The following is a 20,090-nucleotide window of genomic DNA, read 5'->3' as shown; positions in this document are numbered from 1 at the left end:
GAAACATGAAAAAAATTTATTTAGGTTTGACAGTGGCAGCTGCAACACTATTTTTGGCTGCTTGTGGCAGCAGCAATAAAGAGGCAACAAAAGAAAGCGATCAAGTTAGCGGCGAGTTCACGGTTGTAACCAATCGCACAGATGCTGATAAATTGTATGACCAAATTGAAAAAGACTTTAAGAAAAAATATCCTGAAATTAAAGATATTAAATGGGAATCGGCTGGTACAGACTACGATCAATATATCGCCAACCGCATGAACACAGAAGATTATGGTGATGTTGTATTTATTCCTTTTTCAATGGCAGGTAAACCTGAAGATTACAGCAAGTACTTTGAAGAATTGGGCACCGTAAAAGCGATGGAAAAAGACTATCTTGATGTTACAGAAGCCGATTACGATGGCAAAGCTTACGGCTTACCAACAGTTTTAAACTCATTAGGTTTGGTTTACAACGAAGCAGTCTTCAAAAAAGCGGGGATTGATAAATTACCCCAATCCACAGAAGAATTAATCGCTGACGCGAAAACAATTAAAGAAAAAACAGGTGCCATTCCTTTTTACACTAACTATCAACGTCTAGCCGTTTGGGCAGGCGCATTATCTTCTTACGGTGGCGAAGACTTCAAAAAAGAAATGGTTGAAAGTAAATCCGCTTTTAAAGAAGGCCAACCAATTCGTGAAGTCATGGATGTTATTTATCAATTAGCCAAAGCCGGTTTAATTGAAAAAGATCCCGTTACCTTAGAAACCCAACAAGCGCAACAACAATTAGCTGACGGTAAAATCGCGATGTTAATGAGTGGCTCACAAGATGTTGCGCCATTGCAAAAATTAAGCAAAAATACGATTAACATTATGCCGTTTCCACATTTATTAGATGGTAAAACCAGTTTGGCCCTTGGAGCCCCATCTGTGATTGGCATTAACAAACATTCAAAAAACAAAGTTGCCGCAAAAGCATTCTTAGATTTCTTTATTGATCCTGCTTCTGGTTTTGCTAAAGATATGGGTGGGATGACACCGGTGAAAGCCAAATTAGATGATACTGAACAAAAAGCAATCAAAGACAACAACGTCATTTTAACTGCGCCCGCAACCGATCCTGCCATTGAAGCCAAATATACTGCAATTGCAAATGAAGTGGGTGTCGGTCGTTTAACTGATGTTTTACAAAAAACAGTTAACATTGCCTTGTATCCTGATCAAAATGAAAGTTACCAAGATTACGTGAATAGCCTTGAGAAAAAATGGGAGGCTGCAGCCAAAGCTCATGAATAAGCTCAGCCTAAAAAGAGAGGAAAAGCAGACCATTCTGCTTTTTCTCTCTTTACCGCTTTTATTGTTGCTTATTTTCGGTCTGCTGCCGATTGTAACGTTAATTTACAACAGTTTTACGGACTGGGATGGTTTAGCAACGGAAAAGAATTTTGTCGGCTTAAAAAATTATCTCACCATTTGGCAAGATCCTGTCTATTTGCAAGCCTTTAAAACCAATCTGTTTTATTTAGGCTCCGGTCTTTTGCAAATCGTGATTGCCTTGACATTAGCCATTTTACTGGGAACAAAAACTTATGGGAAAAATATTTTTAAAGCGGTCATCGTTTTTCCGATTATGATTAGCGGCGTGGCGACCTCGTTAATTTTCCGACTGTTTTTTGAACCAGATGGCTCCTTTGACCAACTGCTTCATTTTTTTCATTTAAGTAAGTACATTCGCTTTTGGCTAGGGGATCCTACTGTCGCCAATTATACGCTCGCTTTTATTTCATTATGGCGCCATTTAGGCACGAGTTTTTTACTCTATTTTGCGGCCATTCAAGGTCTGCCTGCCGTCTATCAAAAAGCAGCCAGTTTAGAAGGGGCCAACTTGTGGCAACAAACCCGTTATATTATTTTGCCTAATATTCAAACGGTTTTAAAACTTAACTTTATTTTACTGACAATTGGGGCTGTTTCCGCTTTTGAAATCCCCTTAATTATGACCAATGGTTCCAATGGCACCGCCACTTTTTTAGTGCAAACGATGAAAGTTGCCTTTGAACAAAAATTAGTCGGCTTAGGTTCTGCTTTGGCGGTGATTATGTCGTTATTTGTAATTGGGCTAAGTTATGCCCAACATCGTTTTCAAAAGGAGGCTGATTAAATGCGGATCTTGGCAAAAGTTGGCAAATATAGCTTTTTAATTTTATGGCTTTTAATCTGCTGTTATCCTTTATTAACGGTATTTTTTGGCTCATTTAAAACTTATGAAGAGTTTAACACCACCCGTGGGATTACGCCACCTAGTACGTGGCATTTTGAAAATTATCGGACCGCTTTTACCACCGGTAACCTACCCCAAGCTTTTATCAATACTTTTATTTTAGTTTTTTGTGGGGTTTGTGGCAGTGTGCTAATTGGTTCAATGGTCGCTTATGTTTTAAATCGTTTTGACTTTCCTTTTAAAAAATTGGTCATTGGCGCTTACTTTCTAATTTCAATGGTGCCAATGGTAGTCTCCCAAATTTCGACCTTTAAAATTATTACCGCTTTAGGCTTTTATGACCGCTTAATTGCGCCCATTGTTATCTACTTAGGCGCAGATGTGGTGATGATTTATGTCTATTTGCAAATGTATGAAAAAATTCCGGTTGAACTAGATAAAGCGGCCCTACTAGAAGGTGCTAGTTATTTTCAAATTTATCGAAAAATTTTATTTCCATTGCTACGACCGGCAACTGGGACGGTAATTATTTTAAAAATGATTAGTATTTACAACGATTTCTATATTCCGTTTTTATATTTACCCGGCTCAGAGCACGGCACTGTCGCTACCGCCCTTTATCGCTTTATGGGACCCAATCAAACCAACTGGCAGATTATTTGTGCTTTGGTCATTTTAAGTATTATTCCGATGCTGATTGTCTTTTTAGCCTTACAAAAATACATCTATGAAAGTTTAGCAGGAGGTGTCAAAAGTTGAACTGGTCTTATCTAAAAGGATTTCCCAAACGGGCTTATACGGTTATGGAAGTTCGCACCGGTTTTGCAACAGGATTACCCGTTTTAAGCGGTAGTTTTTTTGGCGCCTATTTAACCGGTGAGATCCATTGGTTACGCCTCATTTTATTTTTTATCGCTGGCTTTTGTTTTAATATTGTCGCCAATACAGCCAATGAAATGCGGGCATATTTAGCCAAAGAAGAAAATGAAGACACTTTTACCCACCATAAAGGCAGTGAGGGTCTCGTTCGCGGCGATGCCAAATTTTTTGACGCTGTCTTAGTTTTACTGTTGATGATTGCTCTTGGTGGTAGTTGTGGTTTACTTTTAGTCTTTTTAACCAAAGATTTGGTGCTGCTAGCTTGGGGACTGCTTGGTTTACTCGCTGCAATCACTTATTCCTTGGGGCCAAAACCTTATCTGCTTTATCCAGTCGGCGAAATTGTCTCAGGCTTTTTTGTTGGGGGGCTAGCTTGTTTTCTGGCAGGGCGGTCACAAATGGGTACCGGAAATACTCAACTCTTAATTTATAGCGTGATTCCCATGATTTTGACTGTCTTTTTAATGTCTACCAATAACGTCGGCGATTATGAAAAAGACCGCGGTGTGCGGGTGACACTGCCGCATGTCATCGGTTTTCGTAATGCCATTTTACTTGTCATCCCAGAATTTATCATCTTATTTAGTTGCTGGCTTTATCTTTTTCTTAGCCAAACCATTCCCTGGTGGCAATTTCTTATCGGGTGCCTCATTTTTTACCACCAAGGCTACATTCGTTGGTATAAAGACTATTTGAAAATCCCAGCAGTTTACCCCGAAATGGGGCGTGAATATGGGCCGCGGCCATTGCTGTTAATTTATCATTTTAATACGTGGATGAGCCTTTTATTTTTCATCCAAATTATCGGAAGGAAGTACTTCTAATGGAAAAAATCCGTTTGGTTCAAAATAAAATTAATCCCCTTGTTTTACCGGTAATTTTTGCCGATAAATTAGGCTATTTTGAAAAATTTAATGTCCCGGTTGATTTAACCATTGCCGAAGCATTCCAATTTGCTAAAAAAAGCAGTTTTGTGGCCGGTGATGTCGATGCGATGATGGGAGATTCAACTTTTTACTTTGACTATAGAGAACAAGGTAAAGATGCGGTGGTTACCACCGATTTAACTCGCACAATCCAGCTCTTAGCCAAAAAAGATGCCCCTAAAAACGGTATGCGGGTTGGAGTTGCCCGCAAAGGTTTGTTTCCTTTCTTTATGGCTTATGATTTAAAAAACATTTTAACCAACCCTGAAATTGTCTGGGTGGATAATACTTACGAACGTATCAAAATGCTAGCTGCCGGTGAAATTGATGCCTTGGTGGCGATTGAACCTTTTATCACTGATATTTTAACCAGCCAAACAGATACTAAAATTTTGTGGCACTCTAAAAATTCCGATAAAAATATGGTAATGTGGTGCTTTGACCGCAAATTTTACCAGCAAAATCCTGAAACAGTCACAAATTTCCACCGTGCATTAGAAGCAGCCGCACAAGATTTTAACGCACTAAGCAGCGATGAAAAAGTCGCCCAAGCAATGAATGTTGCCCAATATACCAAAGAAGCAGCAGAAAACATCCGCCACTTTACCTTTGAAAAACAGCACAATTATTCCGCTCAAGACTTCAACTTATTAGCTGACTTCTTGTGGCAAAGTGGAAAAATTAGTGAAAAGTATGAGGCAGCAGATTGTTTAAAGGCAGTGTTTTAAAAATAACTAAATTGAAACAAAACACTAGCAAGCCAAAAAGTGCCCAACTTTAAAATATTTTCGTATTCTTAAAAGCTATAAAAAAACTCTAGACCAAAGTATTAGACTTGAACATCCCAGAAATTTAACTTGTTGAAAATCTTTTTGGCTGTCTAATTTGGTTTAGGGTTTTATTTTTTTAGTTTTCCAGCATAACAGTTTAGCTTCCGTTATATTCTTCGAAGTTCAACTTTCATCCCAATCTATTTTGATGCAATTCAAATGCTCGGACATAATCTACTTATCTATTAACTATAAAATGGTTACTCTTCACTCAATACCTTTTTCACTGCTAAAAGTAGCATAAATAGCGCTACGGCCACGGCGATATGCGATAAGCCGGCAATACCGGATATCATACCATTCATGCCCTGACTTAAATTTGTTCCCAACACTTGAAATATGCCGCGAATGGTCATCATGATAACCATTAGGGGCAAGCCGATATTATATAAAACATAAAAACGACGATACAATTTATTTTCTGCTAAATTGGTCACTTTAAAAAGTATTGCCACCAATAAAAAGACAGCCACGCCCAGCGCTAAAAGATGAGTGTGGATTACGCCTAATGTTGTCGTTGCGGTAAAATCATTGAATTTCGTGAACTCCCGATAAAAGACACCGCCTACCATTGCTAAAATAAAATAAAGCATTGCTGTATTCATTACTTTTTTCATTTTTTTCACTTTCCTTTCTCTTTAGTTGCTTTGATTGCTTTGAAAAAATTAATACCAAACAAAATACCGGCTAAAAATAAAGCCGCTCCTAATCCGGTATAAAAAAAGGCGATAAAACGATCCGGTAATAAATTAAAAGTGCGAATGGTCACCCCACCAATAATCATCACCGCCATAATAATAAAGGATTTCACATCAAAAAATTTTAAGAAAAATTGTTTTTCTTCTTTATAGTTCACAATTCTTACTGTATGTTTTGCAGCTAATTTGGAAAAAATCAACAGCCAAAAAATCAAAAACACAAGCAGTGATAAAAGTGCATTTAAAACAGTGACATAACCGGAATAAGTTTCAATCCCAATTTTTAGAACATTACAGCCAGCTATCATCCAGACAACGCTTGCCAGTAATAATAAGTAAAGTTTTTTTATCATTGAAAAGACTCCTTTATTTTAAAATGAACATTGTTCATTTTACTTTATAAAAAAGACACTTTATCCCGTGTTAAATTTTCAACAGGATTAATAAAGTGAATTTTTTACCAATTGTATGATGCCTATTGAATTTTCTTCGTGCGTAATCCCATATAAGAACAGCTCAAAAATGTAGTCGACATATTTCTCTAAGGTTAAATCTTCTTTAAATACATTTTGGCGAACCCTTTGATCTTTGGCTAATGTATGGCGCAGACTTTCTTTAATATGTTGCCAATAGTTGTCCATCATTTTTTGGCCCATCATTTTATCATCAAAAGCTAAGACTAATGCGTGACTGGTGAAAAAATGCGGATAGTGTTTTTTTCCAATTGCGACACTTTGAAAAAGCGCTTCTAAACATTCAACAAAATCATCGAAGGCATAAGATTCTTCTGATAAATGAAAAATTTCTGACCAAATGCTACCAATCGTTGCCGCTAGTAATTGTCCTTTGGTAGGAAAATAATTATAAACCGCCCCGACTGAAATATGACTGCGTTTGGCAACTTCACGAATACTTACAGCTTCAATTCCTTTATCCGCGACAATTTCTTTACAAGAAGCAATGATTTCCGCCCTTGAACTAACAGTATTATTCAAACTTTCTCTCTCCTTTTGAAATTTTTGCACCGCAACATGAACAGTGTTCACTTTAGATTTTACGTGATAATTTTTATGACGTCAAATAGCTGAACCAAAGAAAAAATGAACAAACGGGGGGAACACTCAAGCAATAAGATGGAATTTTAATAAATTGTCTTTCAAATTTCTTGAAATTTTTGCTTATTGTCGCAGCAATTTAGCTCATTGTGCTGGATACATAGAACAGTTAAAGGTAAAGGCAGGGGGGAGCGCTTTGGAAAAATCTCAGAAATTTGCTTTCTGGTTACTCTTTACCAGAAACTGATTTTTGAATTTTTCCCGAAGAGTTACGGTATGGACTGGACGCCTAAAAAATTTGAATCACCTTATCCTTTGGAAAAATCATATAATCTCTTTACATAAAAAAATCACCGCAAAAAATAATACTGCGAAGCTTTCTTTTTGGGAAAACTTTTTTCGTACAATTTTTTACTGTGATTTTTCGTAATCATTTACTTAACAACACCGCACTAATTAAAGTGTTCTTGTTCAAATGCAGTTAAAATTTCTCTGACTTCTGTTATGGACTTGGTTTCCATTAAACGGATCCGCAAGTCATTAGCGCCAGGAAAGCCTTTAATATAAATTTTGAAAAAGCGATGTAGACCGACAATTGAGCGGGGAACTTCTTTGGCATATTGTTCCTGTAAGTCCAATTGCAAACGCAATAAGCCCATTAATTCTTGGGGCGTGTGTTCTTTTGGGTTCTTTTCAAAAGCATATGGATTTTTGAAGACACCTCGTCCAATCATAATGCCATCCACGCCATATTTTTCAGCTAAATCTAACCCCATTTGACGATCCAAAATATCGCCGTTAATGGTAATCGTAGTTTGTGGTGCGATTTGGTCGCGTAATTTTACGATGATTGGAATCAAATCCCAATGGGCAGCAACTTTACTCATTTCTTTGCGGGTCCGCATGTGGACTGACAAATTTGCGATATTTTGTTTTAATAAATGGCTAATCCACGCTTCTAATTCACCAGAATCAGTAAAACCAATTCGTGTTTTCACACTGACAGGCAAGCCACCGCTTTTGGCTGCCGTAATTAATTCGGCCGCAACTTCCGGTCGTAAAATCAAACCACTGCCTTTGCCCCGCTCGGCGACATTCGGCACAGGACAGCCCATATTAATATCGATTCCTTTAAAACCCATTTTAGCTAATTCAATGCTCATTTTATTAAAAAAAGCGGGGTTATCTCCCCAAATGTGAGCCACCATTGGCTGTTCGTCTTCAGTAAAAACGAGTCGTCCCCGGACGCTCTCAATCCCATCTGGGTGACAAAAACTATCAGAGTTCGTAAACTCAGTAAAAAACACGTCGGGTGCACCAGCTACTTTTACGACGTGGCGAAAGGCAACATCGGTCACATCTTCCATCGGTGCTAAAACAAAAAAGGGCTTGGGTAATTCGGCCCAGAAGTTGTTCGTCATTTCCTTTCCTCCTGTTACTACAAAATCCCTACAATTTTTAAAACATCGTTATTATACTAGGGAACAACAGAAGAAGCAAAAATCTGGGGTTGCCTTAACGAAAGATAAAAACAGTTGTAGCTGTAAAATTTCCCAGTGAACACTTTAGCTTTTTTATTTATTGAACTTTGTAATAGACATACTGAGCCGGAACAGACGTCGCAGTATTTTGCGTACCAACTGCTACAATGCGCTCTTGTGAGTTATCCGCTTCTTGGATTTCGCCGGAGACATTTTTAGGTAAAAAGGAAATATAAATTGTGGCACTGGGCATTCTGCTGTATAAAGAAAAATAACCAGAATTTTCTTCTGACTCCATTTTCTTTGTATAAGCCGGCATCATCAACCCATAAGCATTCTCTATCATGACCGAGCATCCGCTTCATTTTTTCCAGGAATATCCAAGATTTGTCTAGTTAAAGTTGCCTTGACATCTTCTGGATAAAGTGGAGATATAATCCGCACCCAAAGTACAAATTCTTTCCTATTTTTTAGAAAGGCTATACTGAAACTAAAAGGAATACGAAAGGAAGTTTTGGTATGGAAGCATTGATTGTTTTTGCACATCCTCGCAAAGAAAGTTTTACTTATGCACTTGTCAAACGAATTGAACAAGCATTAGTGAAAAAAGGGTACAATGTCACGCTCCGAGATCTTTATGAAATCGGTTTTGATCCCGTGTTAAAAGGAGAAGATGCCATTCATATTGCAGATGGTGAGTTTGTGCGAGAAGCTACAACTTTTCCTGAAGATGTGCAAGTTGAAATGGATTACATAAAAAAAAGCGACTTACTGATTTATGTCTTTCCAAGTTGGTGGAATGGTATGCCGGCAATTTTAAAAGACTACGTGGATCGGGTTTTTCAACATGGTTTTGCTTACAGCTTTACTTCGGATGAACCAAAAAAATTGTTCAGTCGTAAAAAAGCTCTTTTTTTCACCCCTACTGGTCAACCGCAAAATGAAGATGGCAGCGACACTCCCATTGATGCGGCAATGAAAATGTTGACATCAGGTTAGATGTTTAATAGTTCTGGTACTGAAGTAATTGACCACGTTTTTTACGGTCGTGTACCTTATTTGAGTCCAGCAGAATTGGAAAATTATCTCTTGGACGCCCAAGAGCGGATTGCCAATTTATAAGTTCAATTGCCTAAGAAAAGCTAAATGAACTTGCACAGCTATCAAGCAATAAGAAAAAATCTTGATAAATTGTTTCCCAAATTTCTTAAGATTTTGGCTTATTGCCGTAGATAGCTAGTTCATGAAGCTAGATCAATAGAAAAGCTGAGCAAACGTGGATAACTCTCAAGTAATAAGATGGAATTTTAATAAATTGTTTCCCAAATTTCTTGAAATTTTATCTTATTGCTCTCGGGAGTTTGCTTGTGCAGTTGGATACCAATATTCACGGGGAAGATTATATAATCCCTTTACTATAGTAAAAATGCATCAAAAAAGTACCGCCAAAAACTAGACATAGGCTAGCTTTTGATGGTACTTTTTGATTGCTATTTTTCGTTAACATTAAACTCTTGTAAAATTTTTAATGTTTCTTCATTCCACTTATTACCAGTAACTAATTGTGGATTCACATAAAAGTCTGCTGCTGGAAAAACACTTTGTAAAGCCAAAATATTCGCTAAGACACAGATACCAAGCTCTGCTCCTGCCACTTCAATTTCTTTTGGAGACTTTTGTTTTTCCACTACCTTACCTATTTCCAATAATGTTTCCGGTGCTAAGGTGAAGTAATTTTTTTTAAACACAAATTCAGAAGCTAGAGGAGCTAAGTCACGAATAATTTGTAGTTTTGTTATTTCTTCTGCTTGGTTTTTGTATTCAATTGGAATATCGCGCGTAAATAAAACGACTTCTTCTGACTTTCGTGCTTGGAGTAGCCTTTTTTCCAGCCGGGGAAGAAGTGATTTCGCACCCGAAATATAATTTTCATCGCTTGAATCTAAAATCCGATTTTGCATATCGACAATAACGAGCATCTCAATTTCCTTATTTACTGCGGCCTAAGAAAAATGAAACAATTAATACCAAAATAACCGCACCGATAATCGAAGGAACTAATGCCATTCCAGCTAGAGAAGGGCCCCAATTACCAAACAATGCTTGACCAAGTGCAGAACCCACTAAACCTGCCACAATATTTGCAATCCAGCCCATGCTATTACCTCTTCCAGTAATCGCACCTGCAATGACACCAATGATTGCACCAACAATTAATGACCAAATAATTCCCATGATGTTTCCTCCTTTATATTAGCTATATATTAGCTGTTTTATTCTACATGTGGTTCTTGATTTTCTTCCATTTTGTTTTGAAGCGTGTTTGTACCACGATCTACTGCATCTTTAGCTTTTTCAGCTTGTTTAGAAGCAAAGTGGCCTGTTGTTTGCGCCGCATCTGTGACTTTATCTTGAACAGTTTCACTGTCTTCTTGATATTGTTGTTTCGTTTTAACATCTGCCACATGGATATTGACTTCAACGACTTCAAGATGGGTCATCTTCTTAACTTCTTCTTGAATAACTTGTTTGATATGATCAGCAATTTCAGGAATATCACGTCCATATTCCACTACAACATCCATATCAACAGCGACTTGTTTTTTACCAACTTCGGTGTCAATACCGGTGGTAACATTGTCTGTATTTACTAACTTTTCAGCAATATTAGAGAAAAAGCCACCATCTACTGTCAATAAACCATCAATTTTTTCAACTGCGGTCCCAATAATTTTTTGAATTACCTTATCATCATAAGTCAAATCCCCAGGAACATCTGATTTAGATTTATCAGTATTCCCTTGATTCATCTTATTTCCCATGTTATTAGCACCTGGCATGTCCATTTTTTCTTTATTTTCAAATTGATTGTCCATCCAATCTCCTCCTATAATCCATTTTTAAATTTTAATACTACGATTTATTTTGTTGCTTAAAAATCGCCGGAATCAATCCATTTTTTTCTAAATAGTGACCCAAAAAGACGCCTAAAGCGGTTAACAAAATAATTAATAACGTTTTAAAAAATCCAAGTGAAACAAATAAAATCGCCAAAATTAAGCCCAATCCCCCAAAAATAAGGGGGAGTTTGTATTGCGAAACAAATTCTTTCATGTACTCCCTCCTATTCTACTCTTGAGTGATTTTTCGTCTCATTATTTTCTTCATAGCCATCGTATTTCACTTCGACTTTGACCTGTGCTTCACTGCCTAAAATTCCTTGTAAGTCACTGCGAATTTCTTCCATTAGGGTTCCTGTTTTACCCAAAAGAGTCGAAGTCCGCGTCAATTGTCCGGCAACGTACACTTTGATTTTATTCTTTGTCGCGCGAACTTTGACTTTTGGTGTTGAAACAAAATCCACATCTGCTAATTTTGACCGTACAAAACCTTCAATTGCCTTTTTATCCAGCACTAAGCGTCCATGATCTTCTTGCAAGACAAATGTTTGCTTTGTTTTAGGATAGAAAATCAGCACTAAAATCAGAACCAATAAAATAATCGCAAACACGATTGCTATCCAAAATAAGAATTGATTAAAGATTGTATTGGTTAAACTATTACGAAGAAAACCTACGCCCCTTCTACCAAAAGGAAATTGTAGATACACAGCTGAAATCAATGCCATCATCACTAAAACAATTAGCAGTAACAAAGAAAAAATGATGCCAATTGCTTTTATACCCCGATTCATAAAGCACCTCCTTTTTTAGCCAGTTCATTTCTTATCGGCTAGATATTTTCTGACCAAATTTATCTTTTTGCTGCAGTTGTCTCTTTTTTATGTTTTATAAGCATGGGCACAAGACTAATCAATACTGGAATAGCAATCGTCTTCAATATTTTTTTTGCATTCATTGTTGCAGCCCCCTATAAATTAATTGCTTCGCCGCCGGTAACACCATAAATTTGTGCTGTGACATAACTGGCATCATTTGAAGCTAAGAACACATAAACTGGTGCTAATTCGACCGGTTGTCCGGCTCTTTCTAACAATGATTCTTGACCAAATTCTGGAATTACCTCTTTTGGCTGGCCTTGATCCAATTGCAGTGGTGTCCAAATCGGACCTGGTGCAACCCCGTTCACACGGATACCTTTTTTAGCCAATTGTTTGGCTAATCCAACGGTAAAGTTCGCAATCGCAGCTTTGGTAGCTGCATAGTCCATTAAATGATCACTTGGATTAAATGCCTGCACAGAAGTTGTCGTAATAATGCTACTCCCCGCCGGTAAATGTGGCAGCGCCAACTGCACCAATTCAAACATTGCAATAATATTAATCGTAAATGTATCTCTTACTTGTTGAATCGGTAATTCTTCAATTGATTCTTGTGAAATTTGTTGGGCGGCATTTAACACTAAAGTATCAAGTCCGCCAAGTTTCGCTACAGTTTGGGAAATGATTTCTTTTGGTGCGTTCTCATCCCGTAAATCAAAAGGAAGTAAAACTGCTTTGCGTCCCGCTTTTTGAATGCATTCCTCAACTTCTTTGGCATCTTTTTCTTCCCCAGGGAAAAATTGAATCGCCACATCGGCACCTTCGCGCGCAAAAGCAATTGCTGCCGCACGACCAATACCTGAATCTCCTCCTGTAATCAAAACACGGCGATTTTCTAATTTGTGGTTGCCAACATAACTTTCTTCCCCACAGTCTGGATTTGGTTTCATGTTCGTTTGAAGGGCTGGAGTTTCTTGATCTTGTTTGTCAAACCCATCTGTGTGATACAACTTCCGTGGATCTTTCAATATAGGTTCCATCATATCGCTCTCCTTTCATTCTCATTTTATTGTAACGCATTTAACAAATAAGCCAAAACATATCGCTTACAAATTCATAATTATTCTTTTTTTTGCTTTTATTTGACATAAACAAAATATTAATGTACATCTAATGAGTAGGAAACGATTAAATATTAAAAAAAGAAGAGAGGGCAAGATTGTGATTAAACATTTTCAAATCGGTGCAAATGACGGAATTCAGCAAGTACCAGCAGCTGAAAGTAACTGGTTGGTTTTAGAAGATCCTACTTCAGAAGAACAAAAAAACTTGATTGAAAAGTACAATTTGCCAGAAGAAATTTTTGTTGGTGCCCGTTCTGCCGAAGAAGTCTCTCACTTTGACGCTTTAGAAGAAACTTCTTTGACAAATACCTATGTCCTCGTTTTGACCAATTTATCCGAAAAAAAAGAAGAGAAAATTGAAGACCGGTTAAAACCAATCATCTTTATTCTCTCAGACTCTCTTTTAATCACTTACTTTGGGAACAAATCCTCTTTTTTAGACCATCTCTTGCAAAAATATAGTGATAAAATAGCGACTTTTGAAGGATTAATTACGTATAGCGTGTTCATGTTATATAACCATTACATTCAAGAGTTGTTAGCCATAAAAAAAGATATCGATGACCTTGATCAAGCGGCTAGAAAAACTACTGAAAATAAAGAATTATTCAAATTGGCAGATACCAATCGAACTGTGGTTTATCTCGACCATACACTTGCCGGTCAAAAAAGTACCTTAGACAGTTTGTGGGAAAAAGAACAGTTCATTGAAAAGCTCCATAATCCCAAAGTCTTATACGACATTCGTCTACATCAAAAACATGCCGAAGAACTCATCAAGATTTATCGGGATTTATTGGAAACTGTGGGAGGTCTCTTTTCAGATATGATGGATAATAATTTGAATCATTTAATGAAATATCTTGACTCTGCCGCTTTGATTATCTCCATTCCCGCTCTTATTTCAGGCATCTGGGGGATGAATACAGGTGGATTGCCCGGCGAAGGCTCCAATACCGGCTTCTTTTTAGTCGTCGGTGCCTCGATCATCTTAGCGATTGTCTTTGGAATACATTTAAAAAGAAAAGATTTCTCAAAATAAAGTGGAATTTTTTTATCAATAACAATTTTTGCACTGTTCACCCGATGAAAAATAACAGGAATTACCAAATGTGCAGTGCTAAAAAATAATCGTGTTACACCAAACACCTCCTTTCAAATGAATTTTTGAAAGGAGGTGTTTATTTTATGCAGGTTAAATTTTTTAACAGAAATCATGATCGGAACAAACTTATACACTAATCTATATTATAGAAGAAAAAAAATTTGTCAGCCATTAAATAACTCGTCTAACAATAAATGCTACGCTTTCTGCTTTTCTATTAAAGCGTATTTTAGAAGTTTCCTTTTTAAAAGCGCGCACGTTTCCTCGTTAGCTTTTCCTACTAAATAAATCAATCTTAGTGCGCATAAGTTAAGCGCGCTACCCCTTTTACCCTGCTCACACTCATTTATGTGAAATGCGTTCTCTCTTTATTTCACTGCGATTTATTCATCGCAACGAATTTTTTTATTTTTTACTTTCTTACACCGCGAGAATGAAAAAACAAAAAAATTATCTCCATCTATTTTTGTCATTTTTCTTCAAATTCCTCCCTATTTCCCAAAAATATCGTTTTTAGAGCGCTTCATTCTATTTTATTTTTTTATGCTATGGGTTATATTTCAGTAATTTTTCTGAAAAAAACAGAGGAAGAGTTGCTCTATAGTTAGCTGTAGCCAAAGGAGGTGAACAATTATGAGTGAAGTTACAATTAATACCGGCAATACCGCCTTTATGATTTTATGTACAGCCTTAGTCTGTTTAATGACACCCGGACTTGCTTTTTTCTATGGTGGACTAGCGCGAAAAAATAATATTTTGACTATTATGGCGCAATCATTTCTGGCTGTGGGTATTTCCACGTTGATGTGGATTTTTGGTGGATTTGGTTTAGCTTTTGGACGTGACATTGGCGGGATTATTGGCAACCCGACGGATTATTTTTTCTTTCATCATCTAACCAGTCTACCGAATACTCTACGCGGTATTACGATTCCTTTTAGTCTATTTTTCTTTTATCAGTTAATGTTTCTCATCATTACTGTCCCATTAATGACTGGTGCTTTTGCCGGCAGACTTAACTTAAAAGGCTATGTGACATTAGTAATATTATGGAATCTATTCATTTACTTTCCAGTTTGCCACTGGATTTGGGGTGGCGGATTTTTAGCCCAGTTAGGATTTCGTGATTTTGCTGGTGGCGCTGTTATCCATACCACAGCTGGATTTGGCTCCCTTGCTTGCATACTTACTTTAGGACAGCGGAGTATCTTACCTTCTGAACGCAACCAACACAGTAGCTTAATGGCAGCAGCAATCGGAACGGGCCTCTTGTGGTTTGGCTGGTTTGGTTTTAACGCCGGTGGTACATTTCGAGCCGATTATCAAGCCGCTACAGCGTTTGGTAATACCTTTATCGCCTTAGCAGTTGCCATGATTACGTGGTTGAGTATCACAAAACTTCAAACTAAAAAAATTGAATTTGTCGATATACTAACAGGATCAATCGCCGGTCTCGCAACAATCACACCGTGTGCAGGTTACGTATCATTTAGTAGTGCGTTTTGTATCGGCTTAATTGGATCGCTAATTTGCTACCTGGCCGTAAATTATCGTAAGAAAAAGCAATGGGATGATGCTTTAGATGTTTGGGGTGTGCATGGAATAGGTGGTTTTACCGGTACTATTTTAGTTGGGGTATTTGCAACCCGGCTTAGTCTATTTACAACTACCAGTGGCGTTCAGCTATTTTTCGTCCAACTTTTAGGCGTAATGTTTGTGGCCTTTTATGCCTTTGTTTTGACCACTATTATGCTAAAAATTATGAAAAAATATACCCGCATCACACCTAGTTCAACCGATCAAAAAAATGGTTTAGACTTCTCATTTTTCAATTAAAAAACAGAAAAGAGGAACTTTCATGTCAGAAAGTAAAACGAAACTACCTGCTAAAAAATTGACTTTTTTCGGTTTTCTAGCCATGACAATTTCAATGGTGGTTTCACTATATGAATATCCTACCTTTGCTGCCTCCGGATTCAGTCTTGTCTTTTTTCTATTATTAGGCGGACTGTTATGGTTTATCCCTGTGGCCCTTTGTGCCGCCGAGATGGCGACAGTCAAAGGCTGGGAAAAAGGCGGCATTTATACTTGGGTGAGTAATACTTTAGGAAAACGATTCGGCTTTGCTGCTATTTTTTTTCAGTGGTTTGAAATCACAGTCGGTTATTTAACTATGTTGTATTTTTTAACTGGTGCCCTTTCTTATGCAACTGGGATTACAGCCATTCAAAATAATCGCTTTTTAAAATTAGCCGTTTTGCTAATTATATTTTGGGCCATCTTACTATCCCAATTAAAAGGAACAAAATATACCTCATTAATTGCCCGGATAGGATTTATGGCGGGAATTTTACTCCCGGCGTTAATCTTATTTGCATTAGGGATTCATTATGTAGCTTCTGGTGCACCCTTACAAACAACTTTATCTTTTAAAACGTTGATTCCAGATTTTTCTAAACTTCCCACATTAGTTGTTTTTGTTTCCTTTATTTTAGCTTATATGGGAGTAGAAACTTCTGCCAGTCACGCCAATGAAATGGAAAACCCTAAGAAAAATTATCCATTAGCCATGTTTGTCTTAGTTATTTTAGCCATCATCTTAGACACATTTGGTGGTTTAACCGTAGCAACAACCGTTCCCCAACACGGACTTTCATTAAATACTGGTGTCATCCAATCTCTGGAATTTTTACTTCGTCATCTTAATCCAAGCCTTGCTTGGGTCGCCAAAGTCCTTGCTCTTTTGGTTTGCTTAGGGGTAATTGGCGAAATCGCTTCTTGGGTTACCTCTCCTTCAAAAGCACTTCATGTCGCTGCAGAAGATGGATTATTGCCCACGTATTTTGCTTATGAAAACAGCCATGGTATGCCTGCTCATTTAATGATTGCAAACGGCATTGTCGCATCTATCTGGGCAGCAGTATTCACTCTAAGCGGTGGCGGCAATAATATGTCGTTTTTGGCTGCCATGTCCCTGACGGTCGTCATTTATTTGATGTTGTACTTCATGTTTTTCATAGGTTATCTAAAAATGGTGCATTCTGATGTCCAATTAGAACGTGCATATCAAGTTCCAGGCGGAAAAGTAGTAAAAACAATTATTGCCTGTCTTGGATTATTGACTTCCTTATTTGCTTTTGCGATTTCATTTGTGCCGCCAGCAAGTATTGCTCCTAGTCAACGCGGAATATACGAAACAATTCTTATCGTTTCGTATTTAATTGTTTTAGTAATTCCTTTTGCGATTTATGCCAATCGCCATAAATTTTCAACTGTTACCAAAGTAAAAAAATAAAATTGAAAGCTGGTTTTTACAATGAATCAACAACTATTAGAAGAACTCGTGGGAAAAAATTTTCACTATTATCAAACAGGTCAAGTCGCAAATTATATTCCGGCATTAGCTGAAGTTAATCCTAAACAACTTGGAATGGCAATTTACGATATTAAACAAAATAATTTAATACAAGCCGGCGATGCCTCTGCTCGTTTTGCCATTGAAAGTATTTCAAAAGTCCCTGTTTTACTTTTAGCCATTGAAGATAACGGCCTAGAAACGGTTTTTGAAACAATTAATACTGAGCCCACAGGATTTGCGTTTAACTCCATTTTAAATATGGAAATCAACCAACAAAAACACCCAATGAATCCTTTTGTTAATGCAGGGGCCATTGCCACTACCTCTTTAATTCACGGGAAAAACATGGATGATAAATTTGACCGGATTTTATCTTTCATGAAGGAAATATGTCACGATCCAGCAATCACATTAAATGAAGAAATCTATCTTTCAGAATCTAAAACAGGTGATATTAACCGTTCCCTCGCTTACTACATGAAAGGTAATCAAATGATAAAAGGAAACGTAGAAGAAATCTTAGATACCTACTTTAAGCAATGTTCTGTCAATGTTACAGCTAACGGTTTGGCTCATCTCGGTGCAGTCTTAGCTAATAAAGGGATTGCTCCTTGGAACAACACCCGCATTATTTCAGAAAAAAGTGCAACGATTGTTAAATCTATTATGACGACAGCTGGCTTATACGACGAATCGGGCGAATTTTCCGCTCATGTGGGTGTCCCAGCTAAAAGTGGCGTTGGTGGCGGATTAATGGCTGCTGTGCCAAACTGTTATGGTTTTGGTGTTTTTAGTCCAGCACTCGATAATTGTGGAAATAGTGCCGCAGGTATTCAGTTATTAAAAGATGTCGTTGCCCAATTACATGTCGACATCTTTGATTAGACCATTTTAAAATTTAAAAAATTTTTTGAAAAAATCATCTCACTTAATCCTTTTCTATCATCAGGCATTGAAAAACAGTCCGAAAAAAAGAGGCTATACCTTTTTTGGTATAACCCCTTTTTTCTGTCTTATCATCCGTGGTATACTTCTTAATTGAAAGAAAAATGAACAGGAGCGAATAGTCTATGTTAGAGAAGTATATTGAAAAAAATATTTTTCGTAAAGTATATATCTGCGAACATGTCTTTGAATATCAAGAGATTAAAATTGATGAAATAGCGAATCTGCTAGATGTTTCCCTTCCCACCATTCAACATGATATCGAATGTATCCTTGAACAACTCGACTATTTTATCGATTCTGTAACAAAAGACCATCATCTCTATAAAATACTATTTAAACATGGCATCACCCGTACAGAATTAACGCAAACAATTTACAGCAGTTCCTATTTTCTTCGTTTCCTAGCCCATTATTTTGCCGGCGAATTTTCCAGTACCCAACTGGTCGATAATGAGTTTATCTCGTTGAGCAAAGTCTACGCCGTCAAAAAACAAATTCTAGATTTTTTTAAAGAAAATAACTATTTAAAAGAAAAACAAATTCTAATCCCCGAATTTGATATTCGAAACTTGTTATTAGCCTTAACTCGTTACATAGATTGGCAAGGATACGAACAACAACACACCGAAGTACAAAACGCCATTGAAGAAGTCATCCAATTTGTCGAAAAGAATTTTTTTGACCGCCGTTATTGCATCGATGAACGCAAATACATTACCCGCGGCATTGAAATTGCTATGGGTAGAGTGGACTTTCCACTAACTTTCCCCAAGATTGAACGACAAGAAGCAGAAAAAAAGCCCTTATTCCAATTAGTCAAAACGGGCTTAGCCATGCAAAAAAATTTACACTTGCAAGAAGCAGACACTTATTTTATTTTTTCATTATTTAATTCCCGTAATTATACAAACAGCACCATTGATCTTTTCAAAAAAGATTTCGCAATTGTTTACAAAAGCTTCGTTCAAAAAAATCCTTTTTTACAAGAATTAGTCGTAGACATCGCAGCCCATATTTGCGCCCTTGATTCAGAAGACGAAATCTTTCAACAAGCATTCTTACAATTAATGCGCACAACCTGGGCAGATGGACAAGTCTTTCTCCCAGAATCGCTCCAAATTTTAACGCCGAAACAAAAAGAATTGTATACTCTTATTTTAGAAATTCTCGAAAATTGGCGGATACGACACAATTTTTCTATCCGGTGGAACTGTAACCTCATTTCCAAATTCACTAAAAGTATCTACGTGCTTTTACAAAAAAATTGCAAGTGTACACCCAAAGAAATCTTCATTGTCTCAGATAATTCCTTTAAACAAATGTATTACCGTCAACGCTTGATGGAAGTGGTCCATGCGCCCCATAAAGTAAATGTCGCCATCTACCATTCACTAGCCGAATTAAAAAATGAATTTCTTTACTCTTGTGAACGGATTGTTCTGTGTGATGCCAGCGTCTATCAATCCGGCCAAGATACAAAGAAGACTGTTATTCTACCAATTTCTCTCCGCAGCACTGACCAAGTCATTTCCGAACTGACCCAAAAACTCGCTCTTTTGGGTTAAATGTTGCTTAATATGAAGATTATTTAGAAGATAACTTAAAAAAGTCGCCAAAATTTAATTTTGGCGACATAAATAGCTACTTCTGATGAATATTTATTTTATATCGAGATGAGGATGTTAAGTTAGGCTGTAAGAAAAATGAAGAATTTTTCGTAATAAAGGAAAAAAGGCACTTTCCAAACATTGGAAAGT

Annotated in this window: 23 protein-coding genes; 12 read left to right on the top strand and 11 right to left on the bottom strand. The window is 37.1% G+C overall.

Annotated elements, in window-relative coordinates:
- The first annotated feature begins 5 nt into the window (after window positions 1-5).
- From RK01_RS11320 to RK01_RS11300, 5 genes are read left to right on the top strand one after another with little or no spacing between them, the layout of a single operon-like run.
- Window positions 6-1,283 (top strand): ABC transporter substrate-binding protein, encoded by a 1,278-nt coding sequence (locus tag RK01_RS11320; protein WP_016173411.1) that lies wholly within the window; start codon window positions 6-8, stop codon window positions 1,281-1,283.
- Window positions 1,276-2,148, top strand: coding sequence for a carbohydrate ABC transporter permease (locus RK01_RS11315; RefSeq protein WP_016173410.1), 873 nt, complete (start codon window positions 1,276-1,278; stop codon window positions 2,146-2,148). Before RK01_RS11320 ends, RK01_RS11315 begins: the two co-directional genes overlap by 8 nt.
- Complete coding sequence (locus RK01_RS11310; RefSeq protein ID WP_016173409.1) at window positions 2,149-2,967, top strand: carbohydrate ABC transporter permease; 819 nt, start codon at window positions 2,149-2,151, stop codon at window positions 2,965-2,967. It begins immediately after the preceding gene.
- Window positions 2,964-3,911, top strand: coding sequence for a prenyltransferase (locus RK01_RS11305; protein WP_016173408.1), 948 nt, complete (start codon window positions 2,964-2,966; stop codon window positions 3,909-3,911). The genes RK01_RS11310 and RK01_RS11305 overlap by 4 nt, the downstream gene beginning before the upstream one ends.
- Entirely contained in the window at window positions 3,911-4,741 is an 831-nt protein-coding gene (locus RK01_RS11300; RefSeq protein ID WP_016173407.1) for an ABC transporter substrate-binding protein, read from the top strand. Before RK01_RS11305 ends, RK01_RS11300 begins: the two co-directional genes overlap by 1 nt.
- 302 nt (window positions 4,742-5,043) lie before the next feature.
- Here RK01_RS11300 and RK01_RS13855 read toward each other — a convergent pair whose 3' ends face one another.
- The 5 genes from RK01_RS13855 to RK01_RS11275 form a co-directional block, all read right to left on the bottom strand.
- Entirely contained in the window at window positions 5,044-5,460 is a 417-nt protein-coding gene (locus RK01_RS13855; RefSeq protein ID WP_016173406.1) for a DUF2871 domain-containing protein, read from the bottom strand.
- 5 nt (window positions 5,461-5,465) lie between these two features.
- The gene (locus RK01_RS13850; protein WP_016173405.1) at window positions 5,466-5,894 is read right to left on the bottom strand and encodes a hypothetical protein; all 429 of its coding nucleotides are present in this window, start codon (window positions 5,892-5,894) and stop codon (window positions 5,466-5,468) included.
- An 87-nt stretch (window positions 5,895-5,981) separates the two neighbouring features.
- Complete coding sequence (locus RK01_RS11285; protein ID WP_016173404.1) at window positions 5,982-6,536, bottom strand: TetR/AcrR family transcriptional regulator; 555 nt, start codon at window positions 6,534-6,536, stop codon at window positions 5,982-5,984.
- Window positions 6,537-7,048: 512 nt separating this feature from the next.
- Window positions 7,049-8,017: a tRNA dihydrouridine synthase gene (locus tag RK01_RS11280; protein ID WP_016173403.1), complete on the bottom strand. Its 969-nt coding sequence runs from the start codon at window positions 8,015-8,017 to the stop codon at window positions 7,049-7,051.
- 157 nt (window positions 8,018-8,174) lie between these two features.
- The gene (locus RK01_RS11275; protein WP_016173402.1) at window positions 8,175-8,423 is read right to left on the bottom strand and encodes a hypothetical protein; all 249 of its coding nucleotides are present in this window, start codon (window positions 8,421-8,423) and stop codon (window positions 8,175-8,177) included.
- Window positions 8,424-8,596: 173 nt separating this feature from the next.
- Here RK01_RS11275 and RK01_RS11270 point away from each other — a divergent pair, with 173 nt between their 5' ends.
- Window positions 8,597-9,076 carry an NAD(P)H-dependent oxidoreductase gene (locus RK01_RS11270; protein WP_016173401.1) on the top strand — a complete coding sequence of 160 codons (480 nt, stop codon included), beginning with the start codon at window positions 8,597-8,599 and terminating at the stop codon, window positions 9,074-9,076.
- Window positions 9,077-9,199, top strand: coding sequence for a hypothetical protein (locus tag RK01_RS14025; RefSeq protein WP_276324675.1), 123 nt, complete (start codon window positions 9,077-9,079; stop codon window positions 9,197-9,199).
- A gap of 368 nt (window positions 9,200-9,567) precedes the next feature.
- Here RK01_RS14025 and RK01_RS11265 read toward each other — a convergent pair whose 3' ends face one another.
- The 6 genes from RK01_RS11265 to RK01_RS11240 form a co-directional block, all read right to left on the bottom strand.
- Window positions 9,568-10,056: an isochorismatase family protein gene (locus RK01_RS11265; RefSeq protein WP_016173400.1), complete on the bottom strand. Its 489-nt coding sequence runs from the start codon at window positions 10,054-10,056 to the stop codon at window positions 9,568-9,570.
- 10 nt (window positions 10,057-10,066) lie between these two features.
- Window positions 10,067-10,312 (bottom strand): GlsB/YeaQ/YmgE family stress response membrane protein, encoded by a 246-nt coding sequence (locus RK01_RS11260; protein WP_016173399.1) that lies wholly within the window; start codon window positions 10,310-10,312, stop codon window positions 10,067-10,069.
- Between the two features lie 38 nt (window positions 10,313-10,350).
- Window positions 10,351-10,953 carry an Asp23/Gls24 family envelope stress response protein gene (locus RK01_RS11255; protein ID WP_016173398.1) on the bottom strand — a complete coding sequence of 201 codons (603 nt, stop codon included), beginning with the start codon at window positions 10,951-10,953 and terminating at the stop codon, window positions 10,351-10,353.
- A 37-nt stretch (window positions 10,954-10,990) separates the two neighbouring features.
- Window positions 10,991-11,191 carry a DUF2273 domain-containing protein gene (locus RK01_RS11250; protein WP_016173397.1) on the bottom strand — a complete coding sequence of 67 codons (201 nt, stop codon included), beginning with the start codon at window positions 11,189-11,191 and terminating at the stop codon, window positions 10,991-10,993.
- A 10-nt stretch (window positions 11,192-11,201) separates the two neighbouring features.
- Window positions 11,202-11,771: an alkaline shock response membrane anchor protein AmaP gene (amaP, locus tag RK01_RS11245; protein ID WP_016173396.1), complete on the bottom strand. Its 570-nt coding sequence runs from the start codon at window positions 11,769-11,771 to the stop codon at window positions 11,202-11,204.
- Between the two features lie 176 nt (window positions 11,772-11,947).
- Window positions 11,948-12,841: an SDR family oxidoreductase gene (locus tag RK01_RS11240; protein WP_016173394.1), complete on the bottom strand. Its 894-nt coding sequence runs from the start codon at window positions 12,839-12,841 to the stop codon at window positions 11,948-11,950.
- Window positions 12,842-13,019: 178 nt separating this feature from the next.
- Here RK01_RS11240 and RK01_RS11235 point away from each other — a divergent pair, with 178 nt between their 5' ends.
- The 5 genes from RK01_RS11235 to RK01_RS11215 all read left to right on the top strand — a co-directional run bounded on the left by RK01_RS11235 (window position 13,020) and on the right by RK01_RS11215 (window position 19,898).
- On the top strand, window positions 13,020-13,964 hold the full coding sequence (locus RK01_RS11235; RefSeq protein WP_016173393.1) for a magnesium transporter CorA family protein: 945 nt from the start codon (window positions 13,020-13,022) through the stop codon (window positions 13,962-13,964).
- Between the two features lie 696 nt (window positions 13,965-14,660).
- Complete coding sequence (locus RK01_RS11230; RefSeq protein WP_016173392.1) at window positions 14,661-15,863, top strand: ammonium transporter; 1,203 nt, start codon at window positions 14,661-14,663, stop codon at window positions 15,861-15,863.
- A gap of 22 nt (window positions 15,864-15,885) precedes the next feature.
- Window positions 15,886-17,322: an amino acid permease gene (locus RK01_RS11225; RefSeq protein WP_016173391.1), complete on the top strand. Its 1,437-nt coding sequence runs from the start codon at window positions 15,886-15,888 to the stop codon at window positions 17,320-17,322.
- 21 nt (window positions 17,323-17,343) lie between these two features.
- Window positions 17,344-18,270, top strand: coding sequence for a glutaminase A (gene glsA, locus RK01_RS11220; protein ID WP_016173390.1), 927 nt, complete (start codon window positions 17,344-17,346; stop codon window positions 18,268-18,270).
- 185 nt (window positions 18,271-18,455) lie between these two features.
- The gene (locus tag RK01_RS11215; protein ID WP_016173389.1) at window positions 18,456-19,898 is read left to right on the top strand and encodes a helix-turn-helix domain-containing protein; all 1,443 of its coding nucleotides are present in this window, start codon (window positions 18,456-18,458) and stop codon (window positions 19,896-19,898) included.
- The last annotated feature ends 192 nt before the right edge of the window (window positions 19,899-20,090 follow it).

Source organism: Enterococcus dispar ATCC 51266 (assembly GCF_000406945.1).
In the GTDB taxonomy this organism is placed as follows: domain Bacteria; phylum Bacillota; class Bacilli; order Lactobacillales; family Enterococcaceae; genus Enterococcus_C; species Enterococcus_C dispar.
This window is presented reverse-complemented; position numbering and strand designations above follow the sequence as displayed.